General features: G+C 60.7%; 18 protein-coding genes and 1 pseudogene. 12 read left to right on the top strand and 7 right to left on the bottom strand.

Features of this window, described 5'->3' with window-relative positions; all coding sequences use genetic code 11:
- Positions 1-33 precede the first annotated feature (33 nt).
- A complete protein-coding gene (locus BLV18_RS05610) occupies positions 34-504 on the top strand; it encodes a MaoC family dehydratase (RefSeq protein WP_049861106.1) in 471 nt (156 codons plus the stop codon).
- 238 nt (positions 505-742) lie between these two features.
- Here the strand turns inward: BLV18_RS05610 and BLV18_RS05605 are convergent, their stop codons facing one another.
- Complete coding sequence (locus tag BLV18_RS05605; RefSeq protein WP_049861107.1) at positions 743-943, bottom strand: hypothetical protein; 201 nt, start codon at positions 941-943, stop codon at positions 743-745.
- 24 nt (positions 944-967) lie between these two features.
- Entirely contained in the window at positions 968-1294 is a 327-nt protein-coding gene (locus BLV18_RS05600; RefSeq protein ID WP_090356878.1) for an aspartate-semialdehyde dehydrogenase, read from the bottom strand.
- Between the two features lie 191 nt (positions 1295-1485).
- On the opposite strand from BLV18_RS05600, the gene metG reads away from it, so the two are divergent.
- The 4 genes and pseudogenes from metG to BLV18_RS05580 all read left to right on the top strand — a co-directional run bounded on the left by metG (position 1486) and on the right by BLV18_RS05580 (position 5407).
- On the top strand, positions 1486-3531 hold the full coding sequence (gene metG, locus BLV18_RS05595) for a methionine--tRNA ligase (RefSeq protein WP_090356876.1): 2046 nt from the start codon (positions 1486-1488) through the stop codon (positions 3529-3531).
- Between the two features lie 98 nt (positions 3532-3629).
- A pseudogene (locus BLV18_RS05590) lies at positions 3630-4448 on the top strand (RnfABCDGE type electron transport complex subunit B); the annotation flags it as partial.
- 34 nt (positions 4449-4482) lie between these two features.
- Positions 4483-5121 carry an endonuclease III gene (gene nth / locus BLV18_RS05585; RefSeq protein WP_090356870.1) on the top strand — a complete coding sequence of 213 codons (639 nt, stop codon included), beginning with the start codon at positions 4483-4485 and terminating at the stop codon, positions 5119-5121.
- 106 nt (positions 5122-5227) lie between these two features.
- Positions 5228-5407, top strand: coding sequence for a PA3496 family putative envelope integrity protein (locus BLV18_RS05580; RefSeq protein ID WP_090356868.1), 180 nt, complete (start codon positions 5228-5230; stop codon positions 5405-5407).
- Positions 5408-5428: 21 nt separating this feature from the next.
- On the opposite strand, the gene BLV18_RS05575 is transcribed toward BLV18_RS05580, so the two are convergent.
- On the bottom strand, positions 5429-6055 hold the full coding sequence (locus tag BLV18_RS05575; RefSeq protein ID WP_049861113.1) for a response regulator transcription factor: 627 nt from the start codon (positions 6053-6055) through the stop codon (positions 5429-5431).
- 471 nt (positions 6056-6526) lie between these two features.
- Between BLV18_RS05575 and BLV18_RS05570 the strand changes: the two genes are divergently transcribed.
- Positions 6527-7075 carry a hypothetical protein gene (locus BLV18_RS05570; RefSeq protein WP_139211006.1) on the top strand — a complete coding sequence of 183 codons (549 nt, stop codon included), beginning with the start codon at positions 6527-6529 and terminating at the stop codon, positions 7073-7075.
- 76 nt (positions 7076-7151) lie between these two features.
- Here the strand turns inward: BLV18_RS05570 and BLV18_RS05565 are convergent, their stop codons facing one another.
- Together BLV18_RS05565 and BLV18_RS05560 are read right to left on the bottom strand one after the other, a co-directional pair.
- Positions 7152-8369 carry an argininosuccinate synthase gene (locus BLV18_RS05565; RefSeq protein ID WP_090356864.1) on the bottom strand — a complete coding sequence of 406 codons (1218 nt, stop codon included), beginning with the start codon at positions 8367-8369 and terminating at the stop codon, positions 7152-7154.
- Positions 8370-8466: 97 nt separating this feature from the next.
- The gene (locus BLV18_RS05560; RefSeq protein ID WP_090356862.1) at positions 8467-9387 is read right to left on the bottom strand and encodes a flagellar protein MotY; all 921 of its coding nucleotides are present in this window, start codon (positions 9385-9387) and stop codon (positions 8467-8469) included.
- 130 nt (positions 9388-9517) lie between these two features.
- Between BLV18_RS05560 and pyrC the strand changes: the two genes are divergently transcribed.
- The 4 genes from pyrC (at position 9518) to bfr (ending at position 12279) form a co-directional block, all read left to right on the top strand.
- Positions 9518-10564, top strand: coding sequence for a dihydroorotase (gene pyrC, locus BLV18_RS05555; RefSeq protein WP_090356860.1), 1047 nt, complete (start codon positions 9518-9520; stop codon positions 10562-10564).
- Entirely contained in the window at positions 10561-11235 is a 675-nt protein-coding gene (rnt, locus tag BLV18_RS05550) for a ribonuclease T (protein WP_049861119.1), read from the top strand. Before pyrC ends, rnt begins: the two co-directional genes overlap by 4 nt.
- Before the next feature lie 147 nt (positions 11236-11382).
- A complete protein-coding gene (locus BLV18_RS05545; RefSeq protein WP_043187308.1) occupies positions 11383-11604 on the top strand; it encodes a bacterioferritin-associated ferredoxin in 222 nt (73 codons plus the stop codon).
- A gap of 198 nt (positions 11605-11802) precedes the next feature.
- Positions 11803-12279 carry a bacterioferritin gene (gene bfr, locus BLV18_RS05540; RefSeq protein WP_049861121.1) on the top strand — a complete coding sequence of 159 codons (477 nt, stop codon included), beginning with the start codon at positions 11803-11805 and terminating at the stop codon, positions 12277-12279.
- Between the two features lie 104 nt (positions 12280-12383).
- On the opposite strand, the gene grxD is transcribed toward bfr, so the two are convergent.
- Together grxD and BLV18_RS05530 are read right to left on the bottom strand one after the other, a co-directional pair.
- Entirely contained in the window at positions 12384-12725 is a 342-nt protein-coding gene (grxD, locus tag BLV18_RS05535) for a Grx4 family monothiol glutaredoxin (protein ID WP_049861122.1), read from the bottom strand.
- A 133-nt stretch (positions 12726-12858) separates the two neighbouring features.
- The gene (locus BLV18_RS05530) at positions 12859-13152 is read right to left on the bottom strand and encodes a PlzR type 4 pili assembly inhibitor (RefSeq protein WP_049861123.1); all 294 of its coding nucleotides are present in this window, start codon (positions 13150-13152) and stop codon (positions 12859-12861) included.
- A gap of 279 nt (positions 13153-13431) precedes the next feature.
- On the opposite strand from BLV18_RS05530, the gene argF reads away from it, so the two are divergent.
- Both argF and BLV18_RS05520 read left to right on the top strand, forming a co-directional pair.
- Positions 13432-14352, top strand: coding sequence for an ornithine carbamoyltransferase (gene argF, locus BLV18_RS05525; protein WP_056843315.1), 921 nt, complete (start codon positions 13432-13434; stop codon positions 14350-14352).
- Positions 14349-15434: an ABC transporter ATP-binding protein gene (locus tag BLV18_RS05520; protein WP_167375912.1), complete on the top strand. Its 1086-nt coding sequence runs from the start codon at positions 14349-14351 to the stop codon at positions 15432-15434. Before argF ends, BLV18_RS05520 begins: the two co-directional genes overlap by 4 nt.
- Positions 15435-15456: the final 22 nt, after the last annotated feature.

The raw sequence follows: 15456 nt of genomic DNA, 5'->3' as shown, positions 1-15456 counted from the left end.
CTAACCCCGTCAAGCTAAGGAACCCGCACACCCATGACCCAAGTCAGCAATACTCCGTACGAAGCGCTCGAAGTCGGCCAGACCGCCAGCTTCAGCAAGACCGTGCAGGAGCGCGACATCCAGCTGTTCGCCGCGATGTCGGGAGATCACAACCCGATTCACCTGGACGCCGAGTTCGCCGCCGCCAGCATGTTCAAGGAGCGCATCGCCCATGGCATGTTCAGTGGTGCCCTGATCAGCGCCGCTGTGGCTTGCGAGCTGCCCGGACCGGGCACCATCTACCTGGGTCAGCAGATGAGCTTCCAGAAACCGGTGAAACTGGGCGACACCTTGACCGTGCGCCTGGAAATCCTCGAAAAGCTGCCCAAGTTCCGTGTCCGCATCGCCACTCGCGTGTTCAATCAGCGCGATGAGCTGGTCGTCGACGGCGAAGCTGAAATCCTTGCCCCACGCAAGCAGCAGACCGTCACCCTAGTCAGCCCGCCACCCATCACCATCGGCTGAACGCGACCCACAAAAAAGGGGCGACCCTGGTCGCCCCTTTCGTTGATCCGCCACCGCTCACCGGTCACTGTAGGAATCTCTCCAGATGTACAGCGCAACGCCGACCGTGAGCAAGGTCGCGAGGCCGAAGGTCAGTGCCCCGGCAAAAAAAATGTCATCGAACATCATCGCTGGTCGTTCCCGCATCCACTCGAAACGTCACCCTACGCGGGCGCGCCGTTGCCTGGATTGACCTGGGTCAACGCTTCTTCGGCTTCTTGGTCTTTTTCCTGGACTTGGCCGGATCCAGAGGCAGCGCCTGTTCGAAGGCCTGACGCATCTCGTTGAGGCGCTTGTCCTTGAGGTCGTGGATACGCTTGCCGCGTTCGCTGGCGAAATCGATCAGGTTGTCGTCTTGGCTCATGGCGGTGTCGAATCGGTGGCGAAAAGGATCGTTCATGATGCAGCGCGCGAACGGCCCTGACTAGACCTGGATGTCGACCCATAGTCCCTGGCGCGGCGGGCCCTCGACCAAGGGGGCCACCGGTACCGTGTTGTCGGCGTTGAGCGAGTCGCCCGGCACCGGCGCGTGCTCGTCCGGATCCGGTGGTCGGCCTTCGCGCTGACGCCGTCGCTGCTCCTCGCGCAGCACCAGCGCTGCTTGATCGGCATCGTGATGACGCAGGTCGATGGCGGTTTCATTGGAGCCTGGCTGAGCCGGCGCCACAGGTGCGATGCTGGGCGTCGGCTTGACCGGGTCGAGTTGCGAAGTCACCGGCACGACGCTGATCGGAATCAGGGGCGGAATCATGAGAGAGGTCTCCTAATCCCAGGTTGTCGGCAGCCGCGGCGGCAACTTGAGACATTTTGTCGCAGTCATGCAGACCATGACAAAGCGCCCTCCACTGGCTGGCGGCATCGCAGCTCGTGACAAGAGGTGAAAAAATCCCTTCGCGCCTTTATAGTGTTCGGTCTTCGTTTCACTTCCAGTAGCCGAGCCCCATGTCCGAGCCACGCAAGATTCTCGTCACCAGCGCCCTGCCCTATGCCAACGGTTCCATCCACCTTGGCCATATGCTGGAGTACATCCAGACCGATATGTGGGTGCGCTTCCAGAAGCATCGCGGCAATCAGTGCGTCTATGTCTGCGCAGACGACGCCCATGGCTCGGCCATCATGCTGCGTGCAGAAAAGGAAGGCATCACGCCCGAGCAACTGATCGCCAACGTCAAGGCCGAGCACAGCGCCGACTTCGCCGACTTCCTGGTGGACTTCGACAATTTTCACTCCACCCACAGTGAAGAAAACCGCGAGCTGTCCAGCGAGGTCTACCTGAAGCTGCGCGATGCCGGCCATATCGCCCAGCGCTCGGTCACCCAGTATTTCGACCCGCAGAAGCAGATGTTCCTCGCCGACCGTTTCATCAAAGGCACCTGCCCCAAGTGCGCAGCGCCCGACCAGTACGGTGACAACTGCGAAAAGTGCGGCGCTACCTACGCGCCCACCGAGCTCAAGGATCCGAAATCGGCGATCTCGGGCGCCACGCCTGTGCTCAAGGACTCCCAGCACTTCTTCTTCAAGCTGCCCGACTTCCAGCAGATGCTGGAAGGCTGGACCCGCAGTGGCACCTTGCAGGACGCTGTGGCCAACAAGATCGCCGAATGGCTCGATGCGGGCCTGCAGGAGTGGGACATTTCCCGCGATGCACCGTATTTTGGCTTCGAGATTCCAGGCGAACCCGGCAAATACTTCTATGTGTGGCTGGATGCGCCGATCGGCTACATGGCCAGCTTCAAGAACCTCTGCGCCCGCCGTCCGGAACTGAACTTCGATGCTTACTGGGCCAAGGATTCCACGGCCGAGCTGTACCACTTCATCGGCAAGGACATCATCAATTTCCATGCGCTGTTCTGGCCAGCCATGCTCGAAGGCGCCGGCTACCGCAAGCCGACCGCGCTCAACGTGCACGGTTTCCTGACGGTCAACGGCGAAAAGATGTCCAAGTCCCGTGGCACGTTCATCAAGGCCCGTACCTACCTGGATCACCTCGCGCCCGAGTACCTGCGCTACTACTTCGCGTCCAAGCTGGGCCGTGGCGTGGACGATCTGGACGTCAACCTCGACGACTTCGTGCAGAAGGTCAATTCCGACCTCGTCGGCAAGGTGGTCAACATCGCCAGCCGTTGTGCCGGTTTCGTCCACAAGGGCAACAACGGCGTATTGGTCGCCGCGAATGCCGCACCGGAGCTGACCCAGGCATTCCTGGACGCAACGCCCAGCATCGCCGAAGCCTACGAAGTGCGCGACTTCGCCCGCGCCATGCGCGAAATCATGGCCCTGGCCGACCGTGCCAATGCCTGGATTGCCGAGAAAGCACCTTGGTCGCTGGCCAAGCAGGAAGGCCGCGCCGACGAAGTGCAGGCCGTCTGCGCAGTGGGTATCAACCTGTTCCGCCAGCTGATCATCTTCCTCAAGCCGGTCCTGCCCGAGCTCGCACGGGAAGCCGAACGCTTTCTCAATGTCGAGCCACTGACCTGGAACGACCACACTACCTGGCTCGCCGAGCACTCGCTCAACCCGTTCCAGGCATTGATGACCCGCATCGACCCGGTCAAGGTGCAGGCCATGACCGACGCTTCCAAGCAGGACCTGGCCGCTGCTCAGGATCCTGCCGTAGCTGCCACTGGCAACGGTGAGCTGGCCAAGGAGCCATTGGCTGCCGAAATCGATTTCGATGCGTTCGCCGCAGTCGATCTGCGCGTTGCCCTGATCCTCAAGGCCGAGGCGGTCGAAGGCGCGGACAAGCTGCTGCGTCTGACCCTGGACATCGGTGATGAACAACGCAACGTCTTCTCCGGGATCAAGAGCGCCTATCCGGACCCGGCTGCCCTTGAGGGTCGACTGACGATGATGATTGCCAACCTAAAGCCTCGCAAGATGCGCTTCGGCATCTCCGAAGGCATGGTCATGGCCGCAGGCCCTGGCGGCGAAGAAATCTACCTGCTCAGCCCCGACAGCGGTGCCAAGCCGGGCCAGCGCATCAAATAGGTTCAGGTTCACACGCCCTGCCGCTTGTCTTCATCGCAAGACAAGCGGCAGGATCGCTGCCCACCTCACCACCTGCTTCCTCCGCAATCCGGCCGCCCATGAACCTGATCGAACGCATCGACGCATTGTTGCCACAGACTCAGTGCGGCAAATGTGGCCATGCTGGCTGCCGGCCCTACGCAGCCGGCATCGTGGCCGGCGAGCCGATCAACCGTTGCCCGCCGGGGGGGGCGGCGACCATCGCCGCCTTGGCGCAGCTACTTGAGGTACCGGTGCTGGCGCCTGACCTGACCCTTGGTACGGCCCCCGCCCAGATCGCCTATATACGCGAAGCCGAATGCATCGGCTGCACCAAGTGCATCCAGGCGTGTCCAGTGGACGCCATTCTCGGCGCCCCGAAGTTGATGCACAGCGTGCTGGTCGACGAATGCACCGGTTGCGACCTGTGCGTCGCGCCCTGCCCTGTCGATTGCATCGAAATGCGTGACGCACCGGCATCGGCGTTCACTTCGTTGGCGAGCGATCCCGCTTGCAGCACGGAACAGCAACGTGTGCGTCTGCACAAGCGCGATCGGGCCCGGCAACGCTACGAGGCCCGCAACCTGCGACTACAGCAGGTCCAGGCGGCACGGCAGGCCGAGCGATCACACAGGCCGCAGCGACCGGCTACCCTCGCGGGGCCGTCGTCCCCGGCCTTGTCGGCGATCGAGCGGATCAAGGCAGCGAAGGCGGCCAAGGCGAGCACTGGCGACGCAGCCCTGAAACAGGCGAAAATCGCCGTGGCCATGAGCCGTGCGCAGTTGGCGAAAACCCAGAAGGCTTTCGTGACACCGCCCACGTTCGAGCAGTACCTCATACTCGACGCCTTGAGCCGCGAACACGAATCCGCCGAACGTCACCTGGCTGCACTTCAATCACACTAGTCTTGCCCGCGAAGGATTTATCTGCCCGATGAACGCCACGAAACGCCAGGAAATCTTCCGCCGGCTTCACGAAGACAACCCGGAGCCCAAGACGGAACTGGCCTACGGCTCACCCTTCGAATTGCTGATCGCGGTCATTCTTTCCGCGCAATCCACCGACGTCGGTGTGAACAAGGCGACTGCGAAGTTGTTTCCCGTCGCACCGACGCCTGAGGCAATGCATGCGCTGGGTGTCGAAGGACTGTCGAGCTACATCAAGACCATCGGTCTCTACAACAGCAAGGCCCGCAACGTGATCGAGACGTGTCGCCTGCTCGTCGAACGGCATGGCGGCGAGGTGCCACAAACCCGCGAGGCCCTCGAAGCGCTTCCAGGGGTCGGCCGCAAGACCGCCAACGTGGTGCTCAATACGGCGTTTCGACAACTAACCATGGCCGTCGACACGCACATATTCCGCGTCAGCAACCGGACCGGAATCGCCCCCGGCAAGAACGTGGTGGAAGTTGAACAGAAACTGATGAAGTTCGTACCTCGGACTTACCTGCTCGACTCGCATCACTGGCTGATCCTGCACGGTCGCTACGTCTGCCAGGCACGCAAGCCCCGCTGCGGCAGTTGTCGCATCGAAGACCTGTGTGAATACAAGCACAAGACAAGCGACGATTGAGGTTGCCTGTAAGAGCCGATCTCTTGATTGAAAAAATCTTTTTTACGCCGTCTTCGAATATCGCTATAAGGTCCGCCATTGGCAGCACATGCCTGGAGCTGACGTCATGAGTAGCGATAAAGAAGCATTGGAAACGGAAGACGACTTCATCACTGCAGACAGTGAAGAAGCCGAGCCTGTCGTTGAACCCGTCAAGAGCAATCTGAGCAAGCGCCGTACGATCGACAACCTGCTCGAGGAAAGGCGTCTGCAACGGCAGTTGGCCGACTACGATTTCGATCTCTAGGGCACACCGCTTGCCTGCAGATCAGGCCAGGCCGTTGCGCTGGGCCAATTCGATCAGATCCACGAGCGACCGGGCATTGAGCTTTTGCAGCAAGCGCGTCTTGTAAGTGCTCACGGTCTTATTGCTGAGAAACATGCCATCGGCGATCTGCTTGTTCGATTTGCCCTTGGCCAACTGCTGCAACACCATCATTTCTCGGCCGGACAGGCGATCTACCATGTCGGCCTCGGAGGCATTGCCCAGGCTCGCTCGCACCGAGTGCAAGGCCTGGTTGGGGAAATAGCTGTAGCCGGAAAGCACCGCCTTGATCGCGCTGAGCAACTCGGTGAGATCCTGCTGCTTGCACACATAACCCGCCGCGCCCGCCTGCATGCAGCGCATGGAAAAATGCCCCGGCGCCTGCGAGGTCAGCACCATCACCTTGAGCTGGGGTTCGCTCACCGTCAGCCGACTGATCACTTCCAGCCCGTCGAGCTTGGGAATCCCGATGTCGAGGATGACGATGTCAGGCGCATGGTCACGGGCCAGTTGCAGCGCATCGACACCGTTGTCGGTCTCGGCCACCACCTCGTAGCCATGGCGCTCCATCAGCAGCCGCACGGCGAGGCGGATGACCGGATGATCGTCCACGATCAGCACTTTATTCATGGGAGGATCCAATTTTTTGCGGTTCGAATTCTAGAGCCCGCACATTACCCCAGAGACCTGTCGTCTTCGACGATTCAGAATCTGGGCAAGCAATAACTAAGACACTTCCTACAATGCTAGGAGAATATTCCTACATACTGAGCTTGTGAAAATTCTTGTACAGTGCCTGACGGCTTCGAGCTCTGCTTATGAAACTAAGGAGCAGGAGCATTGCATAATTGCCCTGCCGCTTCAATTGAGCCGTGCCCTGTAAACCGACCAAGCTGTTGCAGGATAAATACCGCCTTCAAACCCTCGGTATTTGGACGAAAACCGCCAGGCTAGAGCCATCACGATGGGTAGACGCTTTCTCCCTGCTCTGCGTCGTGCGGCTTTGGCGGTTGGGTAACTATGCATCCTACGCAGCCCTGCGGGCCTACTACTATCGGTGGACAAGCAACCATCGGCCGCATGCGGCCCTGCGAGGCATTCGTGGCCCACAAGAAAATCACCCGCCCCAACCCGCTCGGCATCATCGCCCTGTTCACGGCGATGGTCGAGGCATCCGCCTTGGCCAGCCTGCCCTTTCTGGATGAAACCAGCCAGACGATCTATATATGGTTTCTGGTGGGCTTTCCAACGTTTCTGGCCATTCTTTTCTTCGCCACGCTCAACTTCAATCGCCGAGCGCTTTACTCTCCATCGGACTTTGAAAGTTCGGCGTACTTTCTGGAAAGTCTGGATACCGAAGTGGATTTTCATAAACTTAATATCGACAATCGGGTGACGCTGGCGCATAACGACTTGCACATCATCGACACCAGTACTCTGCCAACGCGGGCGCGCATGACCGCCAATCTTGAACGGCTGGCAGCTGCGCTCGAGACGCGCAAACACGCCAGACCTCTGCTGATCGTGCTGGTAGGACATTGTCCCCCGCCACCCTTGTCCAATGCGCTGGCGGCGCGACTGGCCAGGCTCAATTGCCAGGTCGCGGCGTTGCAACCGAACCGGCTGAAGTGGACCGTGCTGTTGGGATAATAAAAAACCCCGGTCGAAACCAGGGTTTTCGAGACACGCCTGGCGGGTGTCGCGACCGCTGCTATGAAAACGGCTGTCAGAACAACGTGCGACCCTTGTTCGCGGCAATCCGCATACGCAAGGCGTTGAGCTTGATGAAGCCCGCCGCGTCGGCCTGGTTATAGGCGCCACCGTCTTCCTCGAAGGTTGCGATGTTGGCATCGAACAGCGAGTCATCGGACTTGCGGCCAGTGACGATCACGTTGCCCTTGTACAGCTTGAGCCGGACCACACCGTTCACGTTGACCTGCGAGGCGTCGATCATCTGTTGCAGCATCACGCGCTCAGGGCTCCACCAGTAGCCGGTGTAGATCAAGCTGGCGTACTTGGGCATCAGCTCGTCCTTGAGGTGCGCCACTTCGCGATCCAGGGTAATGGATTCGATGGCACGGTGGGCGCGCAGCATGATGGTGCCGCCTGGGGTTTCGTAGCAACCCCGGGACTTCATCCCCACATAGCGGTTCTCGACAATGTCCAGCCGGCCGATGCCGTGCTCGCCGCCAATGCGGTTCAAGGTGGCCAGAACGGTGGCAGGTGTCATGTCGACGCCGTCCAGCGCGACGATGTCGCCATTGCGATAGGTCAGCTCCAGATACTGCGGGGTATCCGGGGCGTTCTCCGGCGAGACGGTCCAACGCCACATGTCTTCTTCGTGCTCGGTCCAGGTGTCTTCCAGCACGCCGCCTTCATAGGAGATGTGCAAAAGGTTGGCGTCCATCGAGTACGGCGACTTCTTCTTGCCGTGGCGCTCGATCGGAATGTTGTGCTTCTCGGCGTAATCCATCAGTTTTTCACGCGAGAGCAGGTCCCACTCGCGCCATGGCGCGATAACCTTGACGCCCGGCTTGAGCGCGTAGGCGCCCAGTTCGAACCGCACCTGGTCGTTGCCCTTGCCGGTGGCGCCGTGGGAGATGGCATCTGCACCGGTTTCGTTGGCGATTTCGATCAAGCGCTTGGCGATCAACGGCCGCGCGATGGAAGTGCCCAGCAGGTATTCGCCTTCGTACACGGTGTTGGCACGGAACATCGGGAACACGAAGTCGCGCACGAACTCCTCGCGCAGGTCGTCGATGTAGATTTCCTTGACGCCCATGGCCTGCGCCTTGGCGCGTGCCGGCTCGACCTCTTCGCCCTGGCCGAGATCGGCAGTGAAGGTCACTACTTCACAGTTATAAGTGTCCTGCAGCCACTTGAGGATCACCGAAGTGTCCAGGCCGCCGGAATACGCCAGAACGACCTTGTTTACGTCCGCCATGCCATCACTCCACGGGGTTCTACGGAAAGCCGTCGATTCTACCGCCCAAGGCTACGAATTTACAGGGGCGCGACAGCTTTGGTTGAACAAGCGACAGTCACAATGGCTTCGCTGGCGGCTTGTCGGTGGCCAGAACGGCGGGCGAATCGGCGGCCGGGACAGCGCTTGGCGGCGCCTCCACACGAGACAACTCGATGCTCACGCGACGGTTTCGGGCCCGGTTGGCAGCATTGCTGTTGGCCACCAGCGGATAGCTTTCGCCGTGAAAGCGCAAGGTGATCTGGCTTTCGCTCAGGCCATGGGCCAGCAGGTAGTCCTGAACGGCCAGCGCCCGGCGCCTGGACAGGTCGCGGTTCACCAGGCGGTTGCCGCTGTTGTCCGAATGGCCGTCGAGCTGCACGTGATTGACGCTGGGATCGGCTTTCATGAAGGCCAGCAGCTTGTCCAGACGCGCCTTGGCCGGCGCGTCGAGTTCGAGACCGCGGGGAAAGCCCACTTCGCTCAGGCGAATCTGGTCGTAGTTCATCGGCAACAGCTTCGCCGCACAGGCCTGGTACTCGCCGAAAGCCTGGCCGAAGCGTGCCGACAGCAGGCGGATCTCTACCGGCTGTCCGCCGGACTGGCTGCGTATCAGGGTCATGCGCCCTTCCAGCAGCCCATTCATCAGACCACTGGCCTGGCTTTGGGAGCTGGTCAGCAGGGCTTCGCCATGGCCCAGCCGGACGCTGCCCAGGTTGATGTCGCCGCGGCCCGGCTGCCAGGGTGCTGCAGCAGCCAGAAGAGTCGCAGAGCCTGTGCCCAGCAGACGGCTGGCCGAGTTGAGGCGAAATACCGCCTGCTCACCCGCACGCCGCACGAATTCCGCCGAGCCGAAATTGGCAACCGGCTGGCCCAACCGGCACTCGAACTGATCGCCCGCCACTTTCCACTCGACGTTCTCCAGACGCGTCTGGAAATTCATCGCCAGGGCCGGAAGGCTGGCAAACACACTGAGCAGGGCAAGATAACGCTGGCGCACGACAGGCTCCACGGGTTCGAACGGGGTACTTCCAAGGTATCGGACATGGCCTGCAAAACTTGATAGCGGATGCCGTGGGCGGCGTTTTCCGGTAGCATTCGCGGCGAGTTCGAACCGCCTGGAATCCCCAATGTCCGACCGCCTGACCCTTCTGCGTCCCGACGACTGGCACATACATCTTCGTGATGGTGCCGTGCTGCCGCATACCGTGGCCGATGTATCGCGGACCTTCGCCCGCGCCATCGTCATGCCCAACCTGGTACCGCCGGTGCGCACCGCCGTCGACGCCGATGCCTATCGCCAGCGCATCCTTGCCGCACGCCCCGCAGGCAGCGCCTTCGAACCGCTGATGACCCTGTACCTGACCGACCGCACCAGCGCCGCCGACATCCGTGCCGCCGCCGCTTGCGGATTCGTCAAGGCGGCCAAGATGTACCCGGCCGGGGCCACCACCAATTCCGATTCCGGGGTCACGAGCCTGGACAACATCACCGAGGCGCTCGAAGCGCTCAGCGATGCCGGGATGCCCCTGCTGATCCACGGCGAAGTCACCCGCGGTGACGTCGACGTGTTCGACCGCGAGAAAATCTTCATCGACGAGCACATGCGCCGGTTGGTGGAGCGCTTTCCCACGCTCAAGGTCGTCTTCGAGCACATCACCACCGCCGAGGCCGCCGAGTTCGTCAAGGCGGCTCCGGCCAATGTCGCCGCGACCATCACACCTCAGCACCTGCTGTACAACCGCAATCACATGCTGGTGGGCGGAATTCGGCCGCACTTCTATTGCCTGCCGATCCTCAAGCGCAACACCCATCAGGTCGCCTTGCTAGACGCCGCCACCAGCGGCAGCGGCAAGTTCTTCCTGGGTACCGATTCGGCGCCCCATGCCCAGCATGCGAAAGAAACCGCTTGCGGCTGCGCCGGTTGCTACAGTGCCTACGCTGGCATCGAGCTGTACGCCGAGGCGTTCGAGCAGCGCAATGCCCTGGACAAGCTCGAGGGCTTCGCCAGCCTGCACGGCCCGGACTTCTACGGCCTGCCCCGCAACACCGACACCATTACCCTGGTCCGCGACGAGTGGACCGCCCCAACCAGCCTGCCCTTCGGTGAGCAGGTCGTCATTCCGCTGCGCGCCGGTGAAAAACTGCGCTGGCGCCTGCTGGAGAAAGATGCGTGAGTGAAGACAACTACGACGACGAAGACACGGGCAATGCTGGCACGGGCTCGCGCCATCCCATGGCCGCCCGTTTTCGTGGCTACCTGCCGGTAGTCGTGGACGTGGAGACTGGCGGCTTCAATAGCGCCACCGATGCCCTGCTCGAGATCGCCGCGACGACCATCGGCATGGACGAGAAAGGCTTCGTGTTTCCCGACCACACCTATTTCTTCCGCGTCGAACCGTTCGAAGGGGCCAATATCGAGGCCGCAGCGCTGGAGTTCACCGGTATCAAGCTGGATCACCCCCTGCGCATGGCCGTCAGCGAGGAGACAGCGCTGACCGACATCTTCCGCGGCATCCGCAAGGCGCTCAAAGCCAACGGCTGCAAGCGCGCGATCCTGGTGGGCCACAACAGCAGCTTCGACCTCGGCTTTCTCAATGCTGCCGTCGCGCGAACCGACATGAAGCGCAACCCGTTCCATCCCTTCTCAAGCTTCGACACCGCCACCCTGGCAGGCCTTGCCTACGGTCAGACCGTTCTGGCAAAAGCCTGCCAGGCTGCGGATATCGACTTCGATGGTCGCGAAGCCCACTCTGCGCGCTACGACACGGAAAAGACTGCCGAGTTGTTCTGCGGCATCGTCAACCGCTGGAAGCAGATGGGCGGCTGGCAGGACTTCAACGATTGAGCACCTGCGCAGGAGCTGCCGGCAACGGCCGGCACTCCTGCACCGTTCATCGCTTGTCACAAGCGTAGTCGCGAGTTGTTTTGACAAGCATTCTCATTAACATTAGGATCGTCCGCACTGAAACCAACACAGCGGCGGTTCTTACGTATGTATGTCTGTCTTTGCCAGGGTGTCACCGATGGTCAGATTCGCGATGCAATCTACGAAGGCTGCTGCAGCTATCGTGATGTCCGCGAAACCCTTGGCGTTGCCACTCAATGCGGTAAATGTGCCTGCCTTGCCAAGGAAGTGGTACGCGATACGCTGACGCAAATCCAGACTGCCCAGGCATCCACCCTGCCCTACCCTGTGGAATTTACACCTGCCTGAAGCAACCCCATTCGAGAAACCGGGCCATGCCCGGTTTTTTTATGTCTGAAATACAATGACTTAGCAACAAACGCGGAACTCAGTCATTCTTATTCCGATTAATTTTCATATAGTATTCAATAACTTAGGTTTGACATGGCAACTTCCTGAGGCCAAACTTCGCGCTATTACTCCTATTCCCGCGCAGGCTCTCCGACCATGAAAGGCGAAATCAGCGTCATCCAGCATCTCAACAGAATCCTCGGAAACGAGCTGGTCGCCATCAACCAATACTTTCTGCATGCCCGCATGTACGAAGATTGGGGTCTGAACAAGCTGGGCAAACACGAGTACAAGGCATCCATCGATGCCATGAAGTACGCCGACAAGCTGATCAAGCGCATTCTCTTCCTCGAAGGGATTCCCAACCTTCAGGAACTGGGCAAGATCCTGATCGGTGAACACGCCAGCGAAATGCTCGGCTGCGACCTGAAAATCGAATACAAGGGTCTGGCCGATCTGAAAGGCGCCATCGCCCACTGCGAGACTGCCGGTGACTTCGGTAGCCGTGAAATGCTCGAAGACATCCTCGAAGGCAAGGAAGAGCAGATCGATTGGCTGGAAACCCAGCTGAGCCTCATCGACAAGGTTGGAATCGAGAACTACCTGCAGTCGAGCATGGGCGAAGAAGACTGATCCCACTGCGCTGCCGAAGCGGCACCATGAAAAAGCCCCGCGCTGTGTGAACAGGCGGGGCTTTTTTCGTTCCTGGCCGACTTGAATGTCGGCCACTCACGGGATCAGGCGTCGGCTTTTGGCTGAGCGGCCTTGGCCGAAGCTTCCTTGACCAGGGTCTGCAATTCACCGTTGGCAGCCATCTCGGCCACGATGTCACTGCCGCCTACCAGTTCACCGGCCACCCACAGCTGCGGGAAAGTCGGCCAGTTGGCGTACTTGGGCAGGTTGGCGCGAATTTCAGGGTTCTGCAGGATGTCGACGTAGGCGAATTTCTCGCCACAGGCCATGATCGCCTGCGAAGCCTTGGCCGAGAAACCGCACTGAGGCGCGTTCGGCGAGCCTTTCATGTAAAGCAGGATTGTGTTGTTGGCAATCTGCTCTTTGATCGTTTCGATAATATCCATGGAGCACCTCGCTCGGCTTGTCTATCCGACACTGTCGTCGGCACGGTGAGGCATTGTAACGGAAAGCCGAGCGCAACGCTCGGGCTCTTGCAGCGCGGGGCGTTGGGACAAAAGCTTGCGGTGGTCGACCGATTCAGTTCATCGGCACAGAAGAAGGCAATGCCTGCATCTGGATTTCCAGCACCGTCTCGACTTCTTCCTGGGCAACATGCACGCCGGTCAGTTCGCCGATGAGTCGCCAGTGGTCGTCCAGTCCGGTACTGATGGTCGCCATGCGATCGATCATGTGTTTGCCGGCCGAGCGAGTGACCTCGTCGGAACTGCGCAGCAGCTCGAACGACATGGAGGTCATGGACGCCGTCAGGTGGGTCAGGGTGCGGGCGGTCAGACCCAGCAGCTCCAGCAGTTGTTGTTCTTTCGATTCCATTCCGCAAACTCCGTGTGCTTCTCAATACGCATTTATAACTCACAGACGATGTTTAGGAAACGTCAGATGGTCGGCAGAAACATCCAGCGATGGAAACCTCTGGAAACTTGTGCGCGCCGGTTAAAACTTCAGCGGCTATTGGTAAAAGGCGACAGTTCCTTATAGGATGGCGCCTTCCCTTATTTCGTCGCCCCGTGCGGCTTTCGCCGCAGGTCTCACTCGTTTTTCCGAAAAACCTGTTTTCGAGCACCTGCGGTCCGTGGCAAAAGGTAGTCAATGATGAGCGCAAGGCACTTTCTCTCCCTTATGGATTGCACGCCCGAAGAGCTAATCAGCATCATTCGTCGAGGCATCGAGCTCAAGGACCTGCGTCAGCGCAGCGTGCTGTTCGAGCCTTTGAAGAACCGCGTACTGGGCATGATCTTCGAGAAGTCGTCGACGCGCACCCGCCTGTCTTTCGAAGCCGGCATGATCCAGCTCGGTGGCCAGGCCATATTCCTGTCCCCGCGCGACACACAGCTGGGCCGCGGCGAGTCCATCGCCGATTGCGCCATCGTCATGTCGCGCATGCTCGATGCGGTGATGATCCGCACCTTCGCCCACCAGACACTGACCGAGTTCGCGGCCAATTCGCGCGTACCGGTGATCAACGGTCTGTCCGATGACCTGCACCCCTGCCAGCTGCTGGCCGACATGCAGACGTTTCTCGAACACCGCGGCGCCATCCAGGGCAAGACCGTGGCGTGGATCGGTGATGGCAACAACATGTGCCACAGCTATATAGAAGCGGCCATCCAGTTCGATTTCCAGCTGCGCATCGCCTGCCCCGAAGGTTTCGAGCCGGACGCACGCTTCGTGGCCATGGCACCGGAGCGCGTCAGCGTGGTCCGCGATCCTCGCGAAGCCGTGCGTGGCGCCCATCTGGTGAGCACCGATGTCTGGACTTCCATGGGCCAGGAAGAGGAAACCGCACGGCGTTTGAAACTGTTCAAGCCCTTCCAGGTGACCCGCGAACTGCTCGATCTGGCGGCCGATGATGCGCTGTTCATGCACTGCCTGCCGGCCCACCGTGGCGAGGAGATCAGCCACGATGTGCTCGACGATCCCCGCGCCGTGGCCTGGGACCAGGCGGAGAACCGCCTGCATGCGCAGAAAGCGCTGCTGGAATTTCTCGTCGCTCCGGGATATCGCCCTGAATGAGCACCGCATTGCTGCTCGAACTGCGCAACCTGGCGTGCGGCTATGGCGCTCAGCGTGTGGTGCAGAACCTCAACCTGCACCTCAACGCGGGCGACATCGGCTGCCTGCTCGGCTCCTCCGGGTGCGGCAAGACCACGACCCTGCGCGCCATCGCCGGCTTCGAGCCGGTCCATGAAGGCGAGATCACCCTCGATGGCGAGGTCATTTCCCGGCCCGGCCATACCCTGGCTCCGGAAAAGCGTCGAATTGGCATGGTCTTTCAGGACTATGCACTGTTCCCCCATCTGACCGTGGCCCAGAACATCGCCTTCGGCATTCGCAAGCACCCCCGGCAGGCACAGGTGATCGGCGACATGCTCGAACTGGTCAACCTTGGCGGGCTGGACGCGCGCTATCCCCATGAGTTGTCGGGAGGCCAGCAGCAGCGTGTCGCGCTTGCCCGGGCTCTGGCACCGGAGCCGCAACTGCTGTTGCTGGACGAGCCGTTCTCCAACCTCGACGTCGAGCTGCGCCGTCGCCTGAGCCATGAGGTGCGCGACATTCTCAAGCGCCGTGGCACCAGCGCCATCCTGGTCACCCACGATCAGGAAGAGGCTTTCGCCGTCAGCGACCACGTCGGAGTGTTCAAGGAGGGTCGGCTGGAGCAGTGGGATACGCCGTATAACCTGTATCACGAACCCGCCTCGCCATTCGTGGCGAGCTTCATCGGCCAGGGTTATTTCATTCGGGGTCAGTTGGTGGATCCGGAAACGGTGACCACCGAGCTGGGCGTCCTGCGTGGCAACCGCGCCTACACGTGGCCTGCTGGCAGCGCCGTCGACCTGCTGCTGCGTCCCGATGACATCGTGCATGCGCCCGACAGCTCACTCAAGGCGCGCATCGTCGGCAAGAGCTTCCAGGGTGCGGCAACCCTGTATCGATTGCAGCTGCCCACCGGCAGCCAGCTCGAGGCCGTGTTTCCCAGTCACCTGGATTATCTGCCAGGCGCCGAGGTCGGCATTCAAGTCGCTGCCGACCATCTGGTGCTGTTCCCCGCAGCAGGCAGCGTGCCGGTGCTGAGCGAGCCGCGTCGACACGCCTGACACACCTGGCAAATCACGGGCA

This window comes from Pseudomonas coleopterorum, from assembly GCF_900105555.1.
GTDB classification, from domain to species: domain Bacteria; phylum Pseudomonadota; class Gammaproteobacteria; order Pseudomonadales; family Pseudomonadaceae; genus Aquipseudomonas; species Aquipseudomonas coleopterorum.
The sequence above is the reverse complement of the archived record's forward strand: the minus strand, read 5'-3'. Positions and strand labels throughout refer to the sequence as shown.

Excerpts from the sequence above, each read along its gene's own strand:
- argF (WP_056843315.1), top strand. The coding sequence starts at position 13,432 with ATGAGCGCAAGGCACTTTCTCTCCCTTATGGATTGCACGCCCGAAGAG.
- BLV18_RS05600 (WP_090356878.1), bottom strand. The coding sequence starts at position 1,294 with ATGATTCCGCCCCTGATTCCGATCAGCGTCGTGCCGGTGACTTCGCAA.
- BLV18_RS05580 (WP_090356868.1), top strand. The coding sequence starts at position 5,228 with ATGAGTAGCGATAAAGAAGCATTGGAAACGGAAGACGACTTCATCACT.
- BLV18_RS05545 (WP_043187308.1), top strand. The coding sequence starts at position 11,383 with ATGTATGTCTGTCTTTGCCAGGGTGTCACCGATGGTCAGATTCGCGAT.
- nth (WP_090356870.1), top strand. The coding sequence starts at position 4,483 with ATGAACGCCACGAAACGCCAGGAAATCTTCCGCCGGCTTCACGAAGAC.
- bfr (WP_049861121.1), top strand. The coding sequence starts at position 11,803 with ATGAAAGGCGAAATCAGCGTCATCCAGCATCTCAACAGAATCCTCGGA.
- grxD (WP_049861122.1), bottom strand. The coding sequence starts at position 12,725 with ATGGATATTATCGAAACGATCAAAGAGCAGATTGCCAACAACACAATC.
- BLV18_RS05610 (WP_049861106.1), top strand. The coding sequence starts at position 34 with ATGACCCAAGTCAGCAATACTCCGTACGAAGCGCTCGAAGTCGGCCAG.
- BLV18_RS05530 (WP_049861123.1), bottom strand. The coding sequence starts at position 13,152 with ATGGAATCGAAAGAACAACAACTGCTGGAGCTGCTGGGTCTGACCGCC.
- BLV18_RS05520 (WP_167375912.1), top strand. The coding sequence starts at position 14,349 with ATGAGCACCGCATTGCTGCTCGAACTGCGCAACCTGGCGTGCGGCTAT.
- BLV18_RS05605 (WP_049861107.1), bottom strand. The coding sequence starts at position 943 with ATGAACGATCCTTTTCGCCACCGATTCGACACCGCCATGAGCCAAGAC.
- BLV18_RS05565 (WP_090356864.1), bottom strand. The coding sequence starts at position 8,369 with ATGGCGGACGTAAACAAGGTCGTTCTGGCGTATTCCGGCGGCCTGGAC.
- pyrC (WP_090356860.1), top strand. The coding sequence starts at position 9,518 with ATGTCCGACCGCCTGACCCTTCTGCGTCCCGACGACTGGCACATACAT.
- metG (WP_090356876.1), top strand. The coding sequence starts at position 1,486 with ATGTCCGAGCCACGCAAGATTCTCGTCACCAGCGCCCTGCCCTATGCC.
- BLV18_RS05575 (WP_049861113.1), bottom strand. The coding sequence starts at position 6,055 with ATGAATAAAGTGCTGATCGTGGACGATCATCCGGTCATCCGCCTCGCC.